Below are 15868 nucleotides of genomic sequence, written 5' to 3' on the forward strand. Positions count from 1 at the left end.
TGACGAAAGCTCAACAAGTCTGCGCTACAGCCGATTTCGTTCCATCCTGCCGTAAATCTGACGTATTTCGCAGACCGGCCGGAACCGCCCGGCGAGGCCTTCTCGCCCCGCCGGCCGGGGTGGTGCTGGCACCAGGTTTGCCCCGCGGCGGGCTTGTCGTACCGGTGTCAGGTCCTGGTTCGCCCATGAGGGGGGACTCCCCCGGAAAGCCCCCCGCCGGCCCGCGGATCCGTGGTAGGCGTGCGGGCCGCGGCGGCGTCCCCCGGCCGGCGCCCGGGCCGCCCGCGCCGCCGGGCCGCCCGCGCCGCCGGGCCGCCCGGCCCGTCGGGTGGCGGGACGGCCGCGGCCCGACCATGGTGGGCGATGAAGCCCGCCGCCCGGCCCGGACCGGCGGTGGACCGCCGTCTGGAGGTCAGCGATGCCCGAAGTCACCCACGCCTACAAGCCCGGCACCCCCTGTTGGGTCGACCTGATGGTCAAGGACCAGCAGGCCGCGCTCGACTTCTACCGCGACCTGTTCGGCTGGCAGGGCGAGGTCGGCCCGGCCGAGTTCGGCGGCTACGCGGTCTGCACCCTGAACGGCCGGCCGGTGGCCGGGATCATGGCCGCGACGGCCCAGGAGGGACAGCCGGAGCCGCCCAGCGTCTGGAGCACCTACCTCGCCTCGGCGGACGCCGACGCCACCTCCAGGGCGATCACCGACAACGGCGGCTCGGTGATGTTCCCGGTCTCCGACGTCGGCACCACCGGCCGGATGATGGTCGCCACCGACCCGTCCGGCGCGGTCTTCGGTGTCTGGCAGCCGCTCGACTTCTTCGGTGCCCAGGTGGTCAACGAGCCCGGCGCGCTGACCTGGAACGAGCTCAACACCACCGACCCCGAGGCGGCCGGCCGGTTCTACGAGCAGGCCTTCGGGCTGCGCCCGGCCACCGTCCAGGGCCTGCCGGGCTACTACTCGCTGAACGTCGGCGAGCGGACGGTCGGCGGCATGCAGCCGGTCGCGGACTACCTGCCGGCCGGCACGCCCTCGCACTGGATGACGTACTTCTCGGTGGACGACTGCGACTCCGTGGTGGACGCGCTGGTCAAGGCGGGCGGTTCGGTGATCCAGCCGCCCTTCGACATGCAGGCCGGCCGGATGTCCGTGGTGGCCGACCCGCAGGGCGCCGTCTTCGCGGTCATCGCCTCACCCGACTCCCTCTGAGCCCGACGTGTGCTGAGCCCGACGCGCGCTGAACCCGACGTGCGCTGAGCCCCACTCCTTCTGAGCCCGACGCGCCGGGCCCCCGGGCCCGGCACGCACTCCGGCTGCACCGTTCACCCGTCCCGGCACTACGCCGGGTGACCGCCCGTTCACGACGCGCCAACGCGCCGCGAATGGGCGGTTCCATTGGGAATCCGGGGTAAGACTGCCCTCATGTTGGGTCTTCCGGACGACATCCGCGCATTCCTCTTCGACCTCGACGGGGTGCTCACCCAGACCGCCAAGGTGCACGCCGCGGCCTGGAAGGACACCTTCGACGCCTTCCTGCGCGCCGAGGCGGACCGCACCGGCGGGGACTTCGTCCCCTTCGACGCGGTCACCGACTACGACACGTACGTGGACGGCAGACCGCGGCTGGACGGCACCCGGGCCTTCCTGGGCAGCCGGGGCGTCGAGCTGCCCGAGGGCACCCCCGCGGACCCGCCGGGCACCCGCAGCGTGCACGGGGTGAGCAGCGCCAAGAACGACACCGTGCTGCGCATGATCCGCGAGCAGGGCGTGCAGCCCTACCGGGGATCGGTGGACTACGTGCACCGGCTGCGCGCGCTGGACCTGCCGTGCGCCGTGGTCTCCTCCAGCGCCAACTGCCGCGACGTGCTGCGCGCGGCCGGTATCGAGGAGCTCTTCGACGTCGTGGTGGACGGCCTGGTCGCCGCCCGGGACGGCCTGCCGGGCAAGCCCGCGCCCGACACCTACCTGGCGGCCGCCAAGGCGCTGAAGGTCGAGCCGGCCCACGCCGCCGTTTTCGAGGACGCGCTCGCCGGGGTCGCCTCCGGACGGGCCGGCGGCTTCGGGGCCGTGGTCGGCGTGAACCGGACGGGCCAGGCCGAGGAGTTGCGCCGCAACGGCGCCACGGTGGTGGTGGCCGACCTGGCCGACCTGATCGAGGGGGAATCGCGATGACCGGCGAGGACACCTTCACCGTCGACCCCTGGCAGGTCGCCGAGTTCGGGCTGGACCCGTCCGCGATGGCCCGGGCCGAGTCCGTCTTCGCCCTCTCCAACGGCCATGTCGGCCTGCGCGCCAACCTGGACGAGGGCGAGCCGCACGGCCTGCCGGGCACGTACCTCAACGGGGTCTTCGAGCTGCGGCCGCTGCCCTACGGCGAGGGCGGCTACGGCTACCCGGAGTCCAGTCAGAGCGTCATCAACGTGACCAACGGCAAGATCATCCGATTGCTGGTCGACGACGAGCCCTTCGACCTGCGCTACGGCGAACTGCGCAGCCACCGCCGCAGCCTGGACTTCCGCGACGGCCTGCTGCGCCGCGAGGCCGAGTGGACCTCGCCGGCCGGCCGGACGGTCAAGATCAACTCCACCCGGCTGGTCTCGCTCACCCAGCGGGCGGTGGCGGCCGTCGAGTACCAGGTGGAGGCGGTGGACGGGCCGGTCCGGATCGTCCTCCAGTCCGAGCTGGTCGCCAACGAGCAACTGCCCGGCGGTGCCGGCGGCGACCCGCGGGCGGCCGCCGTGCTGGAGGCCCCGCTGATCGCCGAGGCGCACCACGCGCTGAACAGCAAGGCCGTGCTGGTGCACCGCACGCGCTTCAGCGGGATCCGGGTGGCCGCCGGGATGGACCACATCATCGAGGGCCCGGAGGGGTTCGAGAGCACCGTCGAGAGCCACGAGGACCAGGGCCGGGTCAGCGTCACCACGGTGCTGCGCCCCGGTGAGCGGCTCAAGGTGGTCAAGTTCATCGCGTACGGCTGGTCGGCGACCCGGTCGCTGCCCGCCGTCCGGGACCAGGTCGAGGCCGCGCTGACCGCCGCCAGGTACACCGGCTGGGACGGCCTGGTGGCCGAACAGAGCACCTACCTCAAGGACTTCTGGGACTCCAGCGACATCGAGATCGAGGGGGACGTCGAACTCCAGCAGGCCGTCCGGTTCGCGATCTTCCACGTGCTGCAGGCCGGCGCCCGCAGCGAGGAGCGGGCCATCCCCGCCAAGGGGCTGACCGGCCCCGGCTACGACGGCCACAGCTTCTGGGACACCGAGACCTTCGTCCTGCCGGTGCTCACGTACTGCCTGCCCGGAGCCGTGAACCAGGCCCTGCGCTGGCGGCACACCACGCTGCCGCTGGCCCGCGAGCGGGCCGGCCAACTCGGCCTGGCCGGAGCGGTGTTCCCCTGGCGGACGATCCGCGGCGAGGAGTGCTCCGGCTACTGGCCGGCCGGCACCGCGGCCTTCCACATCGGCGCCGACATCGCCTCGGCGGTGGTCCGCTACGTCCGGGCCACCGGGGACGTCGCCTTCGAGAAGGAGTACGGGCTGGAACTCCTGGTGGAGACCGCCCGGATGTGGCGCTCGCTCGGCCACCACGACGCCGAGGGACAGTTCCGGATCGAGGGCGTCACCGGCCCCGACGAGTACAGCGCCGTCGCGGACAACAACGTCTTCACCAACCTGATGGCGCAGAGCAACCTGCGCAACGCCGCCGAGGCCGCCACCCGGCACCAGCCCGAGGCCGCCGCCCTCGGGGTCGACACCGAGGAGATGGCCGCCTGGCGGGACGCCGCGGGTGCCATGTTCATCCCCTACGACGAGAAGCTCGGCGTGCACCCGCAGGCCGACGGCTTCACCGACCACCAGTTCTGGGACTTCGAGGGCACCCCGCCGGAGAAGTACCCGCTGCTGCTGCACTTCCCCTACTTCGACCTGTACCGCAAGCAGGTGGTCAAGCAGGCCGACCTGGTGCTCGCCATGCAACTGCGCGGCGACGCCTTCACCGACGAGCAGAAGGCCCGCAACTTCGCCTACTACGAGCGCCTCACCGTCCGCGACTCCTCCCTCTCGGCCTGCACCCAGGCGGTGATCGCGGCCGAGGTCGGCCAGCTGGACCTCGCCTACGACTACACCGCCGAGGCCGCGATGATGGACCTGCACGACCTCGGCGGCAACACCCGGGACGGCCTGCACATGGCCTCCCTGGCCGGGGCCTGCATCGCGCTGGTGTCCGGGTTCGGTGGGCTGCGCGACCACAACGGGACGCTGGCCTTCCGGCCGCGGCTGCCGGCCGGGCTGCGCCGGCTCACCTTCGCGATGCAGATCCGCAAGTGCCTGCTGGAGGTCCGGATCACCCACTCCGGGACGACGTACACGCTGCGCCGGGGCGAGGCCCTGCCGCTCACCCACGAGGGCGAGGACCTGGTGGTCAGGGCCGGCACCCCGGTGACCCGGCCGATGGTGAAGCCGCCGGCGCAGGAGCGCTGCGGCCAGCCGCCCGGGCGCGAGCCGGCCCGCCGCCAGCCGCACGCGGGCGTGGCCGGCGGCGGCAAGGTCGGCTCCACGCCGGACCACCTGGCGGCCGAGTAGCCCGCTCCTCCCGGAGGTCACCCGGGCGGCTCGCCCGGGGTGCGGGCGGGCCGCCGCCGTCGCAGGGTGCTGATGACCCGTGACGGCGGCCGATGAGGGAGTGCCCCGTGGTGAGTGTGGCCGAGCAGATGGTGGAGGTGCTCCGGCAGGCCGGGGTGGAGCGGGTCTACGGCGTGGTCGGCGACAGCCTCAACCCGGTGGTGGACGCGATCCGCCGCACCGAGGGCATCAGCTGGGTGCACGTGCGCAACGAGGAGGCGGGCGCCTTCGCGGCGGCGGCCGAGGCGGAGCTCAGCGGCCGGCTGGCGGTCTGCGCCGGCTCCTGCGGCCCGGGCAACACCCACCTGATCCAGGGCCTGTACGACGCCCAGCGCAGCGGGCTGCCGGTGCTCGCCCTCGCCTCGCACATCCCGTCCGGCCAGATCGGTACCGGCTTCTTCCAGGAGACCCACCCCGACCGGGTGTTCACCGACTGCAGCAGCTGGTGCGAGCTGGTCTCCACCCCGGCCCAGCTGCCGCGGCTGCTGCGGGTGGCGGTGCAGCACGCGCTCGGGGCGCACGGCGTCTCGGTGCTGGTGTTCCCCGGCGACGTGGCCGCGCTGCCGGCCGCCGGCCCGACCGGGACGAGCCGGTTCCTGACCGAGCAGGCGGTCGCGGCGCCGCCCTGGTCCCAGGTGCAGGAGCTGGCCAAGGCACTCAACTCGGTCCGCAAGGTGGCGTTGTTCTGCGGGGCCGGGGTGCGCGGCGCGCACGCCGAGGTGATGGACGTGGCGGCCGCCCTGCAGTCCCCGGTGGGGCATTCGCTGCGCGGCAAGGAGTGGATCCAGTACGACAACCCGTACGACGTCGGGATGAGCGGTCTCCTCGGCTACGGCGCCTGCCACGAGGCGCTGCAGGAGGCCGAGCTGGTGCTGCTGCTCGGCACCGACTTCCCGTACGACTCCTTCCTGCCGCAGGCCAGGACGATCCAGGTCGACCACGACGCGACCAGGCTCGGCCGTCGGACCCCGCTGGAGCTGGCCGTGCACGGCGACGTCCCGGCGACCCTGCGGGCGGTGCTGCCGCTGCTGGAGCAGAAGACCGACCGGGCCTTCCTGTTCGGCATGCTGGAGAAGCACTACCGGGCGCTGGACGGTGTGATCGGCGCGTACACCAAGGACATCGAGCGGCACCTGCCGATCCACCCCGAGTACGTGGCCGCCGTGCTGGACGAGGTCGCAGCCGACGACGCGGTGTTCACCGTCGACACCGGAATGAACAACGTCTGGGCCGCCCGCTACCTCACCCCCAACGGGCGCCGCCGGGTGATCGGGTCCTTCCTGCACGGCTCGATGGCCAACGCGCTGCCGCACGCGATCGGGGCCCAGCTGGCCTGCCCCGGGCGGCAGGTGGTCTCGATGTCCGGCGACGGCGGGCTGGCGATGCTGCTGGGCGAGCTGCTGACGGTGGCCCGGCACCGGCTGCCGGTGAAGACGGTGGTCTTCAACAACGGCGCCCTGGGCATGATCAAACTGGAGATGCTGGTCTCCGGCTACCCCGAGTACGCGATCGACAACGGCGACGTGGACTACGCGGCGATCGCCCGGGCGGCGGGCATCCCGGCCAAGCGGGTCACCGACCCGGGAGCCGTCCGCGAGGTGCTGGCGGAGGCGCTGGAGCGGCCCGGCCCCGCGCTGGTGGACGTGGTCACCGACCCGAACGCGCTCGCCGTCCCGCCGCACATCACCGCCGCGCAGCTGAAGGGCTTCGCCCTCGCGGCCGGGCGGACGGTGCTGTCCGGCGGCGTCGGCAAGATGATCGACCTGGCGCGCAGCAACCTGCGCAACATCCCCCGGCCGTAGGGCGGGGACTCCAGGGGGTTTGCCTCTGAGGCAAATTTCTTGCCCGGGAGGCACGGCGGGTGTCCACTGGGTCCATGACCACCAGCCCGCCGGACGACCAGGAGGTCGTCGGCCTCGCCGCCCGCCTGCGCGAGCACCGACTCGGCAGCCGGCTCACCCTGGAGGCCGCGGCCGCCCGGGTCGGGCTCTCCCCAGCGTATCTCTCCCGACTGGAGACCGGGCGCCGGCAGCCCTCGCTGCCCGTGCTGCTCGGCCTCGCCCGGGCCTACGGCAGTTCGGTCTCCGGCCTGCTCGGCGAGACGCCGGACGATCTCGACCCCGTGGTCCGCGGCGGCGCGATCGAACCGGGCCGGGCCGGCGGCTGGGGCTACCGCCGGGCCGGCGCACCCGGCCGGGCCATGCAGGCGCTCCGGGTCCAGGTGCCGCCGAGCGTCCAGGACGAGGTCGTCCGGGTGCACCCGGGGGAGGAGTGGCTGTACGTCGTCCGCGGCCGCCTCCGGCTGACCCTCGGCGAACGCGTCCACCTGCTGGCGGAGGGCGACTCCGCGCACTTCGACTCGCTCACCCCGCACTGCATCGCGGCGGACTCCGCCGACGGGGTCGAACTGCTCTTCCTGCACACCCTGTTGCAGAGCCCCGGAGGCGAACTCTGCCTCGGCGGCGGCCCGGTGCCGCACTGATCCGCCGCGCCGCCGCGGGGCCTCGGCGGCGGGCCGCACCACTGACACCCTGTCATGATCCGGGCGCCGGAGCGCCCGGGAGCGAAGGAGACCTCCTGTGACCGAGCCCGTCGCCCTCCCCGCCGCGCCCGTCGAGGCGCCCGCACCCGCCACCATCGACGCCGGCAAGCGGGCCAACCGCCGGGTCGGCATCAGGGTCCTCATCTACATGGTCGCCACCCACGCCTTCGCCGGCTTCATCATGCTGCTGTTCGAGATCGGCTCGCGGAAGGGCTGAGACCGCCGCCGGGGCACCCGTCGTCGCCCCGGCCGGCCGGGCCGCCCGCGTCAGAGCGCCCCGAGCAGCCCGCAGAGCGCGTCCAGCGCCCCCGTGAAGGTGTGCTCGGGCGGGGTGCCGTAGCCGATCACCAGCCCGGCCGGGTCGTCCGGTCCGGCGTCCGCCCGGTCGTCCAGGCACTCGGCCAGCCCGCCCAGCGCCAGGCCGGCCGCCGCGCCGCGCGCGATCAGCTCCGCCTCCGGGGGCCCGTCCGGCGGCAGCGTCAGCACCGCGTGCAGACCGGCCGCGACGCCCGTCACCCGGACCCGGGGGGCCCGCTCCGCGAGCGCCGCCACCAGCCGGTCGCGGCGCCGCCGGTAGTGCAGCCGGCAGCGCCGGACGTGCCGGTCGTACGTCCCCGAGGTGATCAGCTCGGCCAGGGTGAGCTGGTCCAGCGCCCCCGACTGGGTGTCGGCCAGCCGCTTCAGCCGGGCGACCGGGGCGACCAGCTCCGGCGGCAGCGCCAGCCAGCCGAGCCGCAGGCCGGGCGCGAGGCTTTTGCTGGCCGTGCCCGAGTAGACCACCCGCTCGGGGTCGAGCGCCTGCATCGCCCCGAGCGGCTGCCGGTCGTAGCGGAACTCGCCGTCGTAGTCGTCCTCGATCACCAGCCCGCCGGTGCGCCGGGCCCACTCCACCGCCGCGGACCGCCGGGACGCCAGCAGCGGTACGCCGGTGGGGAACTGATGGGCCGGGGTGAGCAGCACCGCCCCGGCCCGGGAGCCGGCCAGCAGGTCCGTCCGGGCGCCTCCCCCGTCCAGCGGCAGCGTCACCCGGTCCAGGCCGGAGGCGGTCACCACCTGCTGCAACGGGGCCAGCCCGTACGCCTCCACCGCCAGCGCGGTGGCCCCGCGCTCGCGCAGGGCCGCGCACAGCAGGTTCAGGCCCTGGGTGTGCCCGGAGCAGACCAGGATCCGCTCCGGCGTGGTGCGCACCCCCCGGACCCGGGCCAGGTAGGCCGCGAGGGCCCGGCGCAGCTCGATCCGGCCGAGCGGGGTGTCGTAGCCGAGGGCCTCGTTCGGGGCGGCGGTCAGCGCCCGCCGGGCGGCGGCCAGCCAGGCGGTGCGCGGGAACATCGAGAGGTCCGGCCGGCCGGGCCGCAGGTCGTACCGGAGGGCCGGTCCGGGCGGCGGCGCGCCGGGGGCGGTGGCCGGCGCGGGGGGCGCGGCCCGGTCCGCGACGGTGGTGCCCGAGCCCTGCCGGGAGGTCAGCCAGCCCTCGGCGGTGAGCTGGAGGTACGCCTCGACGACGGTGTTGCGGGCGATCCCGAGATCACCGCCGAGCGCCCGGGAGGACGGCAGCCGGGTGCCGGGGGCGAGCCGGCCGTCCTGCACGGCCTCGCGCAGCGCGTCCTCCAGGGCGGCCCGCAGGCCGAGTCCCCGGGCCTGGCGGCCGGTGAGGTCCAGATGCAGGTCGCCACCGAAAGTGGACCATGATTCCATGCGCCAAATGAACCATGCCGGCGGGCCAGTCCGCTCCTAGGCTGGGCACCATGACGACCCACGACACCCTTGCCGCCGAGGCCGGCGCCGACCACGCCCACACCCACCACGCCGCTGTCCCCGCCCCGGAGCAGCGGATCTCCCTGCCGGAGCTGCTCCCCGACTTCTACCGTGCGATGAGCGCCCTGGAGCGGTCCGGCAAGGCCGGGATCGAACCGCAGCTGGCCGAGCTGGTCAAGATCCACGCCTCGATGATCAACGGCTGCGCGTTCTGCATCGACATGCACGCCGCCGACGCGGTCAAGGGCGGCGAGCAGGAGCACCGGATCCGCTCCCTGCCGGCCTGGCGGGAGACGCCCTGGTTCACCGCCCGGGAGCGGGCCGCCCTCGCGCTGACCGAGTCCGTCACGCTGCTCACCCAGGGGCACGTGCCGGACGCCGTCTACCAGGAGGCCGCCGGTCACTTCGAGCAGACCGAGCTGGCCAGCCTGATCGCGGTGATCGTCACCATCAACGCCTGGAACCGGATCGGCGTCACCTCCCGGCTGAGCCCGGCCCCCCGCTGACCCCCCGGGCCCACCGGTCGGCGGACCCGCCGACCTGGACCCGTACCCGTCCGAAATCCGCCGGAGATCCGGCCCGGAGACTGGCAGGCTGCCACCCATGACGAGCGATCAGCAGGACCGGGCCCGAGCCCTTCACGAGCTGCACCGCCCCGGCGACCCGGTGCTGCTGGCCAACGTCTGGGACGCGGCCGGCGCCCGGCTGGTCGCCGCCGCCGGCGCGACCGCCCTCGCCACCGCCAGCGCCAGCGTCTCCTGGACGCTCGGCTACCCCGACGGCGACCGCGCCGACCTCGCCGAGGTGCTGGCGCAGACCGCCCGGATCGTCCGGGCGGCCGGGGCCCTGCCCGTCACGGCCGACCTGGAGAGCGGTTTCGCCGACACCGCGGAAGGCGTCGGCGCGAACATCACCGCGCTGCTCGCCACCGGCGCGGTCGGGGTCAACCTGGAGGACGGCCGGCCCGGCCCCGACGGGCCGCTGCGCCCGGTCGAGGAGGCCGCCGCCAGGATCGCGGCCGCCCGCGCGGCCGCCGACGCGGCCGGCATCGCGCTCTTCGTCAACGCCCGGACGGACGTCTTCCTGCTGGCCGCCGGCGACCCGGCGGACCGCCTGGAGCACGCCGTGGCCCGGGCCCGGGCCTACCTCGCGGCGGGCGCCGACGGCATCTTCGTCCCCGGGGTGGCCGACCCGGCCACCGTGGCGGCGCTGGCCGCGGCCCTGCCCGCTCCGCTGAACGTGCTGGCCGGGCCGGGCGCCCCGGCGGTGCCCGAGCTGGCGAAGCTGGGCGTGGCCCGGGTCAGCCTCGGCCCGGGCCTGGCCCGCGCCGCGTACGCGGCGCTCCGGCTGGCCGCCGAGGAGGCCTACGGGCCCGGTACGTACGACAGCATCGCCGGGGGTCTCGGCTACCAGGAGCTGAACGCCCTGCTGTCGGACTGAGCACGACCGGCGGCCCGCCCGCGGCCCTCGGGCGGGCCGGCCGGCTCAGCCGACCGTGCCCGGCCTCGGCGTCAGCGCCTGCAGGCCCTTGACCGGGCCGCCGGCCACCGGCAGGCCGGCAGCCTGCTGCAGGACGAGATCGCCGGGCGAGACGCTGAGACCGTCGGCGATCCCGTCGAGGGCGTCGCCGCCGGCCGGGGCCGGTGCGGCGTGAGCGGGGGCGGCCAGCGCGAGGCCCGCCAGGGTGAGGGCGGCGAGTGCCGTGAGCTTCTTCATGGCAGGCCAAACGAGCCGGCGGCCCGGCGGTCACCCGGACGGGCCGCCGGACCGTCACGCCCGCGCGTTCAGGCCACCCGGACGGGCAGGGTGCGGACGCTGTTGCTGATCAAGGAGCCGATCGGTTCCGGGGCCGGCCCGTCGGCCGCGGTCAGGCCGGGGAACCGTCCGAACAGGCCGCTCAGCGCGATCTCCGCCTCCAGCCGGGCCAGGCCCGAGCCGAGGCAGAAGTGCGGGCCGTGGCCGAGCGAGAGGTGCCGGGCGTGCCGGGTGATGTCGAAGCGGTCGGCGTCCGGGTAGTGCTCCTCGTCGCGGCCGGCCGCACCGTACGAGGCGAGCAGCGCCTCGCCCCGCCGGATCAGCACACCCGCCACCTCGATGTCCTCGGTCGCGTAGCGCAGCGGGAACTGGCCGACGGGGGAGTCGTACCGCAGGGTCTCCTCCACCACCGCGGACCAGGGCTGCTGCCCGTCGAGCACCAGCCGCAGCTGCTCGGGGTGGGCGAGCAGGGCCCGGACGGCGTTGGTGATCAGGTTCAGCGTGGTCTCGTGCCCGGCCACCAGCATCAGCAGCAGGGTGCCGACCAACTCCTGCTCGGTGAGCCGGTCGTCGGCGGCGCGGGCCGCGATCAGGTCGGTGGTCAGGTCGTCGCCGGGCTCGGCGCGCTTGGCCGCGACCACCGAGGCGAGCAGCGCGAACAGGCCCTGCTGGGCGGCGACGGCGGCCTGCGGGGTGGCCGAGCTGGAGACCAGGGTGTTGGAGAGCTCGTGCAGCTCGTCCTGCTGCCTGGCGGGCAGGCCGAGCAGCTCGCCGATCACCTGCATCGGCAGCGGGTAGGCGAAGTGCGTCCGCAGGTCGAAGTCGCCCTCCAGCAGGGCGACCCGGTCGAGCAGGGCCGTGGCGCGGGCCTCCACGGCGGGCCGCAGCTCGGCGATCCGGCGCGGGGTGAAGGCCTGGGTGACCAGCCCGCGCAGCCGCCGGTGCTCCTCGCCGTCGGCGGTGACCATGCCCGGCACGGTCACGAAGTTGAGCAGCGGCCAGCCCTCGGGCAGCCGGCCCTCGGTGAAGGTGCTCCAGAGCCGGGGGTTCTTGCCGACCCGGGGGTCGGCCAGCAGCTGCTGCAGGGTGTCGTGGTGGGTTATCGCCCAGACCACCACCCCGCCAGGGAGTTCCACCAGGACCGCGGGCCCGGCCGCCCGGAGTCGGGCGTTCTCGGTGTGCTGGTCGCGTCCGAAGGGGTCGAGGGGGATGGGGCTGAGCTCGTCGGAGCTACGGACGGCGGTGTCCATACGGGCCTCTCGGGGGCGGTGGTGCGGGGCGGGGTGAAGGCGCTGTAGAGCACCGGCAGACTGACCAGGGCCCGCGACCAGGGTGACGGACGCCAGGCCAGTTCGCCCACCGGAACCGCGAGTTGGAGGTCGGGGAGGCGGTGCAGCAGGGTCTCGACGGCGGTCTCGACGATCAGCCGGGCGGGCTCCTGGGCCGGGCAGACGTGCTTGCCGGCGCCCCAGGCCAGGTGGGCACGGTTGCCGGCCAGGCCGGTGCCGTCCCGCAGCGTGGAGCCGGAGTCCGGGGCCGCCCCCTGGGCGGCCGGGTCGGCGTTGGCGGCGGCCAGGCCGAGCACGAGCATGTCGCCCTCGGTGATGTACTGCCCGCCGAGCACGGTGTCGCCGGTGGCCCAGCGCCCGGGGAAGTTCTGCGTCGGAGGGTCCCGCCAGAGCACCTCCTCCAGGGCGTCGGCGACGGTCAGCCGTCCGCCGCTCAGGGTGGCCCGGAACCGGCGGTCGGTGAGCAGCAGCCGCAGCGTGTTGCCGGTCCAGTTGATGGTGGTCTCGTTCCCCGCGACCAGGATCACCACCAGGTGGTGCACGGCCTCCTCGTCGGTCAGCGCGGCCGGGTGGGCCAGCAGCCAGGACGTGAGGTCGGGGCCCGGCTCGGCCCGTCGGCTGCGGACCAGTTCGGTCAGCGTGGCCTGGAACTCGGCGCCCGCCCGGACGGACTCCTCGCTGCTGTCCACGAAGTGGCTGATGAGCTCGATCAGCCGGGGCCCGGCCTCGGCGGGCAGACCCAGCAGCTGGGTGAAGACCAGCAGCGGGAGCCGGCGGGCGTACTGGGCGATCAGGTCGGCGGTGCCGTCCGGCCCCCAGTCGTCGATCAGCGACTCGGCGGCTGCCTCGGTGGTCTCGCGCAGCCGGCGCTGGTCGATCCGGGCGAGGGTGTCGGCGACGGCGCCGCGCAGCCGCTGGTGCTCGGCGCCGTCCAGGTTCAGCAGGGTGGGGCGCCAGGAGGTCATCGGCAGCAGCCGCGACTCCGGGCTCAGCCGCCCCTCGGCCGGGACCCGCCAGCGGCGCGAGTCCTTGGAGAACAGCTTTTCCTGCCGGGTGAGTTCGAGCAGTTCGGGGTAGCCGAGGACGAGCCACGCCTCCACCCCCGGCTCCAGCTCGATCGGCGCGACCGGGCCGTGCCGCTCGCGCAGCGCCGCGTACAGGCCGTGCGGGTCCTCGGCGACGGCCGCGCCGTACAGCGGGGCGGCCCCGCCCGGCGCCGCTCCGGCGTGCATCGGGCAGCCGGGCGGCGGGGCCTGGACCGGCGGTGCGGTGGCGGCCGGGACGGCGCCCGGCTCGGGAGTGCTCATGGCTGGAGCTCCAGGACGGCGGTGGACTGCAGGTGGCCGACGAAGTCGATCAGCAGGTCGTAGGCGGCCGTGCGGTCGCGGACGTCGCAGTGCAGGATCGGCACGTCGGGCAGCAGGTCGAGGGCGGCCCGCAGCTCGTCCTCGGGGTAGCTCGGGCTGTCGGGGAAGGTGTTGACGGCCACGGCGAAGGGGATGCGCTGTTCCTCCAGCCGGCCGAGGACGTCGAAGCTCTCGCCCACCCGGCGGACGTCCACCAGGGCCACCGCGCCCAGCGCGCCGCGCGACAGGTCGTCCCAGAGCGGCTGGAAGCGCTCCTGGCCCGGCGTGCCGAACAGGTAGAGCGCGAGCCGGGGGTTGAGGGTGATCCGGCCGAAGTCGAGCGCCACCGTGGTGGTGCGCTTGCCGGCGCGGCCGGTCAGGTCGTCCACGCCGACGCCGGCGGCGGTCATGGTCTCCTCGGTGCGCAGCGGGGTGATCTCGCTGAGCGAGCCGACCAGGGTGGTCTTGCCGACCCCGAACGGTCCGGTGATCAGGATCTTCACCGCGCCCCGTACCGAGGACGGCAGGTAGTCGGGCTCGGGGCCGGACGGCTCAGCGGAGTTGGCGGAGGCCAACGAGCACCTCTTCCAGGAGGGTTGCGGGCAGGCGTTCGGCCTGCGGGGCGGGCGGGAGGACCTGGACGGCGCCGAGGTCCCAGAGGTCGCCGACCAGGACCTTGACCACGGCGAGCGGCAGGGCCAGGTGGGCGGCGACCTCGGCGACGGAGAGCAGGCGCCGGCAGAGCGTCAGGATCCTCCGGTGCTCGCGGTTCAGGGCCCCGTCGGGCAGTTCCGGGCAGTCCGGCGAGACACTCAGCAGGCTCTCCAGGGCCAGGCTCTCCCGGCTCGGCCGGCTGCGGCCGCCGGTGATGACGTACGGCCGGACGGGGTTGCTCACCGCTGGATCCCCGCCACCTGGTCCACCCGGGGCGGGCTGGTGAGGTGGGTGCCGATCCGCTCGACCAGGACCTGCATCTGGAAGGCCACCAGGCCGGCGTCCACGGCCTCGCCGGTCACCACCGCCAGGTGGGCGCCCGCGCCGGCCGCGACGACGAACAGGTAGCCGCCGCCGTACTCGACGACGATCTGCCGGGTGGAGCTGTCGCGCCCGCCGAAGCCCTGCGCGACACCCCGGGCCAGCGACTGCAGCCCGGAGCAGGCGGCGGCCAGGCGCTCGGCGTCCTCACGGGCGATGTCGGCGGTGCGGCCGATCTCCAGGCCGTCGTTGGACACCACGACGGCGTGCTGGACCTCGGGGACGGTGATGATGTCGGCGAGCAGCCAGCCGAGGTCAGGATTGGTGGTCATCGGATTCTCCGGAGCGCTGGGGAGGGCGGGGGGAGGCCTGCTGGTGAGAGTGGGGGGAGGCCGGCCGGGGGTCCGGGCGGGCGGCGGTGCGGCCGGTGGCGGTGCCGGCCTGGAAGCGTGCCATGAAGCTCTGTGCCTGGTGGGCCGAGCGGGCGGGCGCCGGTGCGGGCTCGGCGGGCCGGGGGGCCTCGGCGGAGCGGTCGCGCCGGTGGCTGCGACGCGGCAGCGGCGGCGGGGTGGTGCCGCGGGTGCGGTCCTCCTCCGCCGGTCGGGCGGAGGGGAGCCGGTCGGGCACGGCCGGCCCGTCCCGTTCCGGGTCGGCGGGTGCTCCCGCGGCCGGTACGGTCGGCGGCAGCGGCTCGGTGAGCAGGGCGTTCGGCAGCAGCACCACCACCCGCACGCCGCCGTAGGGGGACGGCGCCGAGCTGAGGGTGACCCGGAACCCGTACTGCTCGGCCAGCCGGCCGACCGCCGCGAGGCCCAACTGCGGTACCTCGCCCAGCCGGGAGACCTCCAGCGTGCTGCCGCCGGAGAGTACGGCGGCGGCCTTGGCGACGGCGTGGTCCGCCATCCCCACGCCGCCGTCGTCGATCTCGACCACGGCGCCGTTGTGGACCGGCATCAGGGTGACGAACACCTGGGTGCTGGGCGGTGAGTAGCGGGTGGCGTTGTCCAGCAGCTCGGCGACGGCGTGGATCAGCGCCTCGGCGGCGGCGCCGATCACGGCGGTCTCCAGCCTGCTGCGCACGATCACCCGCTGGAACGGCAGGATGCGCGACTGGGCGCCGCGCACCACGTCCTCCAGTGGCACGGGCTCGGGCCAGTGCCGGCCGGCCCGCGCCCCGCAGAGTACGGCCAGGGTCTGCGCCAGCCGGGCCTGCTGGGCGGCGGCGTGGTCGGCCTTGAGCAGGCCGTCGAGCAGTTCGGGGTCGTGGTGGGTGCGTTCCATCTCGTCCAGCAGGGCCTGCTGGTCGTGGGCCATCACCAGGATCCGCCGGGCGACGCTGAGGAAGGCCCGCTGGGTGGAGGAGTTGAGTTCCTGCTCGCGCTGCACGGCGGCGGCCTCGCCGCCGCGGTGCTCGCGTTCGTCGGTCAGCTGCCGGCGCAGCTCGTCGAGTTCGTGCTGCTGCGCGGTGAGCCGGCGACGCTGGGTGCGGGTCACCGCCCGGTACCGCGCGACGGCGAGCAGCGAGAGGGCGGCCAGCACGCCGATCGCGGTCGCGCACCACTGAGTCATCGTCACGCGGCGAAGTCTAGGGC

At 74.8% G+C, this 15868-nt stretch carries 16 protein-coding genes; 8 read left to right on the forward strand and 8 right to left on the reverse strand.

Annotated features, from left to right (window positions below):
• Positions 1–418: 418 nt before the first annotated feature.
• The 6 genes from J2S46_RS22470 (at position 419) to J2S46_RS22495 (ending at position 7373) form a co-directional block, all read left to right on the forward strand.
• Positions 419–1204: a VOC family protein gene (locus J2S46_RS22470; protein WP_191292565.1), complete on the forward strand. Its 786-nt coding sequence runs from the start codon at positions 419–421 to the stop codon at positions 1202–1204.
• A 213-nt stretch (positions 1205–1417) separates the two neighbouring features.
• Positions 1418–2167, forward strand: a complete 750-nt coding sequence (locus J2S46_RS22475) for an HAD family hydrolase (RefSeq protein WP_191292564.1) — start codon at positions 1418–1420, stop codon at positions 2165–2167.
• On the forward strand, positions 2164–4575 hold the full coding sequence (locus J2S46_RS22480; protein WP_191292563.1) for a glycoside hydrolase family 65 protein: 2412 nt from the start codon (positions 2164–2166) through the stop codon (positions 4573–4575). The genes J2S46_RS22475 and J2S46_RS22480 overlap by 4 nt, the downstream gene beginning before the upstream one ends.
• A gap of 92 nt (positions 4576–4667) precedes the next feature.
• Positions 4668–6416 carry a pyruvate dehydrogenase gene (locus tag J2S46_RS22485; RefSeq protein ID WP_191292562.1) on the forward strand — a complete coding sequence of 583 codons (1749 nt, stop codon included), beginning with the start codon at positions 4668–4670 and terminating at the stop codon, positions 6414–6416.
• A 74-nt stretch (positions 6417–6490) separates the two neighbouring features.
• Positions 6491–7096: a helix-turn-helix domain-containing protein gene (locus J2S46_RS22490; protein ID WP_073925609.1), complete on the forward strand. Its 606-nt coding sequence runs from the start codon at positions 6491–6493 to the stop codon at positions 7094–7096.
• 97 nt (positions 7097–7193) lie between these two features.
• Positions 7194–7373, forward strand: a complete 180-nt coding sequence (locus J2S46_RS22495) for a DUF6126 family protein (RefSeq protein ID WP_191292561.1) — start codon at positions 7194–7196, stop codon at positions 7371–7373.
• Positions 7374–7423: 50 nt separating this feature from the next.
• Here J2S46_RS22495 and pdxR read toward each other — a convergent pair whose 3' ends face one another.
• The gene (gene pdxR, locus J2S46_RS22500) at positions 7424–8851 is read right to left on the reverse strand and encodes a MocR-like pyridoxine biosynthesis transcription factor PdxR (protein ID WP_191292560.1); all 1428 of its coding nucleotides are present in this window, start codon (positions 8849–8851) and stop codon (positions 7424–7426) included.
• A 50-nt stretch (positions 8852–8901) separates the two neighbouring features.
• Between pdxR and J2S46_RS22505 the strand changes: the two genes are divergently transcribed.
• Positions 8902–9417, forward strand: a complete 516-nt coding sequence (locus J2S46_RS22505) for a carboxymuconolactone decarboxylase family protein (protein ID WP_191292559.1) — start codon at positions 8902–8904, stop codon at positions 9415–9417.
• 97 nt (positions 9418–9514) lie between these two features.
• Positions 9515–10351 carry an isocitrate lyase/PEP mutase family protein gene (locus tag J2S46_RS22510; RefSeq protein ID WP_191292558.1) on the forward strand — a complete coding sequence of 279 codons (837 nt, stop codon included), beginning with the start codon at positions 9515–9517 and terminating at the stop codon, positions 10349–10351.
• Positions 10352–10396: 45 nt separating this feature from the next.
• On the opposite strand, the gene J2S46_RS22515 is transcribed toward J2S46_RS22510, so the two are convergent.
• The 7 genes from J2S46_RS22515 to J2S46_RS22545 all read right to left on the reverse strand — a co-directional run bounded on the left by J2S46_RS22515 (position 10397) and on the right by J2S46_RS22545 (position 15845).
• Entirely contained in the window at positions 10397–10627 is a 231-nt protein-coding gene (locus J2S46_RS22515) for a hypothetical protein (RefSeq protein WP_073925614.1), read from the reverse strand.
• Positions 10628–10695: 68 nt separating this feature from the next.
• Entirely contained in the window at positions 10696–11802 is a 1107-nt protein-coding gene (locus tag J2S46_RS22520; protein WP_229913120.1) for a cytochrome P450 family protein, read from the reverse strand.
• Positions 11766–13262 carry a cytochrome P450 gene (locus J2S46_RS22525; protein ID WP_229913119.1) on the reverse strand — a complete coding sequence of 499 codons (1497 nt, stop codon included), beginning with the start codon at positions 13260–13262 and terminating at the stop codon, positions 11766–11768. Before J2S46_RS22525 ends, J2S46_RS22520 begins: the two co-directional genes overlap by 37 nt.
• Positions 13259–13876 carry a GTP-binding protein gene (locus tag J2S46_RS22530; RefSeq protein WP_191292556.1) on the reverse strand — a complete coding sequence of 206 codons (618 nt, stop codon included), beginning with the start codon at positions 13874–13876 and terminating at the stop codon, positions 13259–13261. Before J2S46_RS22530 ends, J2S46_RS22525 begins: the two co-directional genes overlap by 4 nt.
• Entirely contained in the window at positions 13854–14198 is a 345-nt protein-coding gene (locus J2S46_RS22535) for a DUF742 domain-containing protein (RefSeq protein WP_191292555.1), read from the reverse strand. Before J2S46_RS22535 ends, J2S46_RS22530 begins: the two co-directional genes overlap by 23 nt.
• The gene (locus tag J2S46_RS22540; protein ID WP_191292554.1) at positions 14195–14608 is read right to left on the reverse strand and encodes a roadblock/LC7 domain-containing protein; all 414 of its coding nucleotides are present in this window, start codon (positions 14606–14608) and stop codon (positions 14195–14197) included. The genes J2S46_RS22535 and J2S46_RS22540 overlap by 4 nt, the downstream gene beginning before the upstream one ends.
• Positions 14592–15845 (reverse strand): sensor histidine kinase, encoded by a 1254-nt coding sequence (locus J2S46_RS22545; RefSeq protein ID WP_229913125.1) that lies wholly within the window; start codon positions 15843–15845, stop codon positions 14592–14594. Before J2S46_RS22545 ends, J2S46_RS22540 begins: the two co-directional genes overlap by 17 nt.
• Positions 15846–15868: the final 23 nt, after the last annotated feature.

Source organism: Kitasatospora herbaricolor (assembly GCF_030813695.1).
Lineage (GTDB): Bacteria > Actinomycetota > Actinomycetes > Streptomycetales > Streptomycetaceae > Kitasatospora > Kitasatospora herbaricolor.

What these genes read in the sequence shown, in the direction of transcription:
- J2S46_RS22470 (WP_191292565.1), top strand. Translation starts at nt 419, where the DNA reads ATGCCCGAAGTCACCCACGCCTACAAGCCCGGCACCCCCTGTTGGGTC.
- J2S46_RS22475 (WP_191292564.1), top strand. Translation starts at nt 1,418, where the DNA reads ATGTTGGGTCTTCCGGACGACATCCGCGCATTCCTCTTCGACCTCGAC.
- J2S46_RS22480 (WP_191292563.1), top strand. Translation starts at nt 2,164, where the DNA reads ATGACCGGCGAGGACACCTTCACCGTCGACCCCTGGCAGGTCGCCGAG.
- J2S46_RS22485 (WP_191292562.1), top strand. Translation starts at nt 4,668, where the DNA reads ATGAGGGAGTGCCCCGTGGTGAGTGTGGCCGAGCAGATGGTGGAGGTG.
- J2S46_RS22490 (WP_073925609.1), top strand. Translation starts at nt 6,491, where the DNA reads ATGACCACCAGCCCGCCGGACGACCAGGAGGTCGTCGGCCTCGCCGCC.
- pdxR (WP_191292560.1), bottom strand. Translation starts at nt 8,851, where the DNA reads ATGGAATCATGGTCCACTTTCGGTGGCGACCTGCATCTGGACCTCACC.
- J2S46_RS22505 (WP_191292559.1), top strand. Translation starts at nt 8,902, where the DNA reads ATGACGACCCACGACACCCTTGCCGCCGAGGCCGGCGCCGACCACGCC.
- J2S46_RS22510 (WP_191292558.1), top strand. Translation starts at nt 9,515, where the DNA reads ATGACGAGCGATCAGCAGGACCGGGCCCGAGCCCTTCACGAGCTGCAC.
- J2S46_RS22515 (WP_073925614.1), bottom strand. Translation starts at nt 10,627, where the DNA reads ATGAAGAAGCTCACGGCACTCGCCGCCCTCACCCTGGCGGGCCTCGCG.
- J2S46_RS22525 (WP_229913119.1), bottom strand. Translation starts at nt 13,262, where the DNA reads ATGAGCACTCCCGAGCCGGGCGCCGTCCCGGCCGCCACCGCACCGCCG.
- J2S46_RS22540 (WP_191292554.1), bottom strand. Translation starts at nt 14,608, where the DNA reads ATGACCACCAATCCTGACCTCGGCTGGCTGCTCGCCGACATCATCACC.
- J2S46_RS22545 (WP_229913125.1), bottom strand. Translation starts at nt 15,845, where the DNA reads ATGACTCAGTGGTGCGCGACCGCGATCGGCGTGCTGGCCGCCCTCTCG.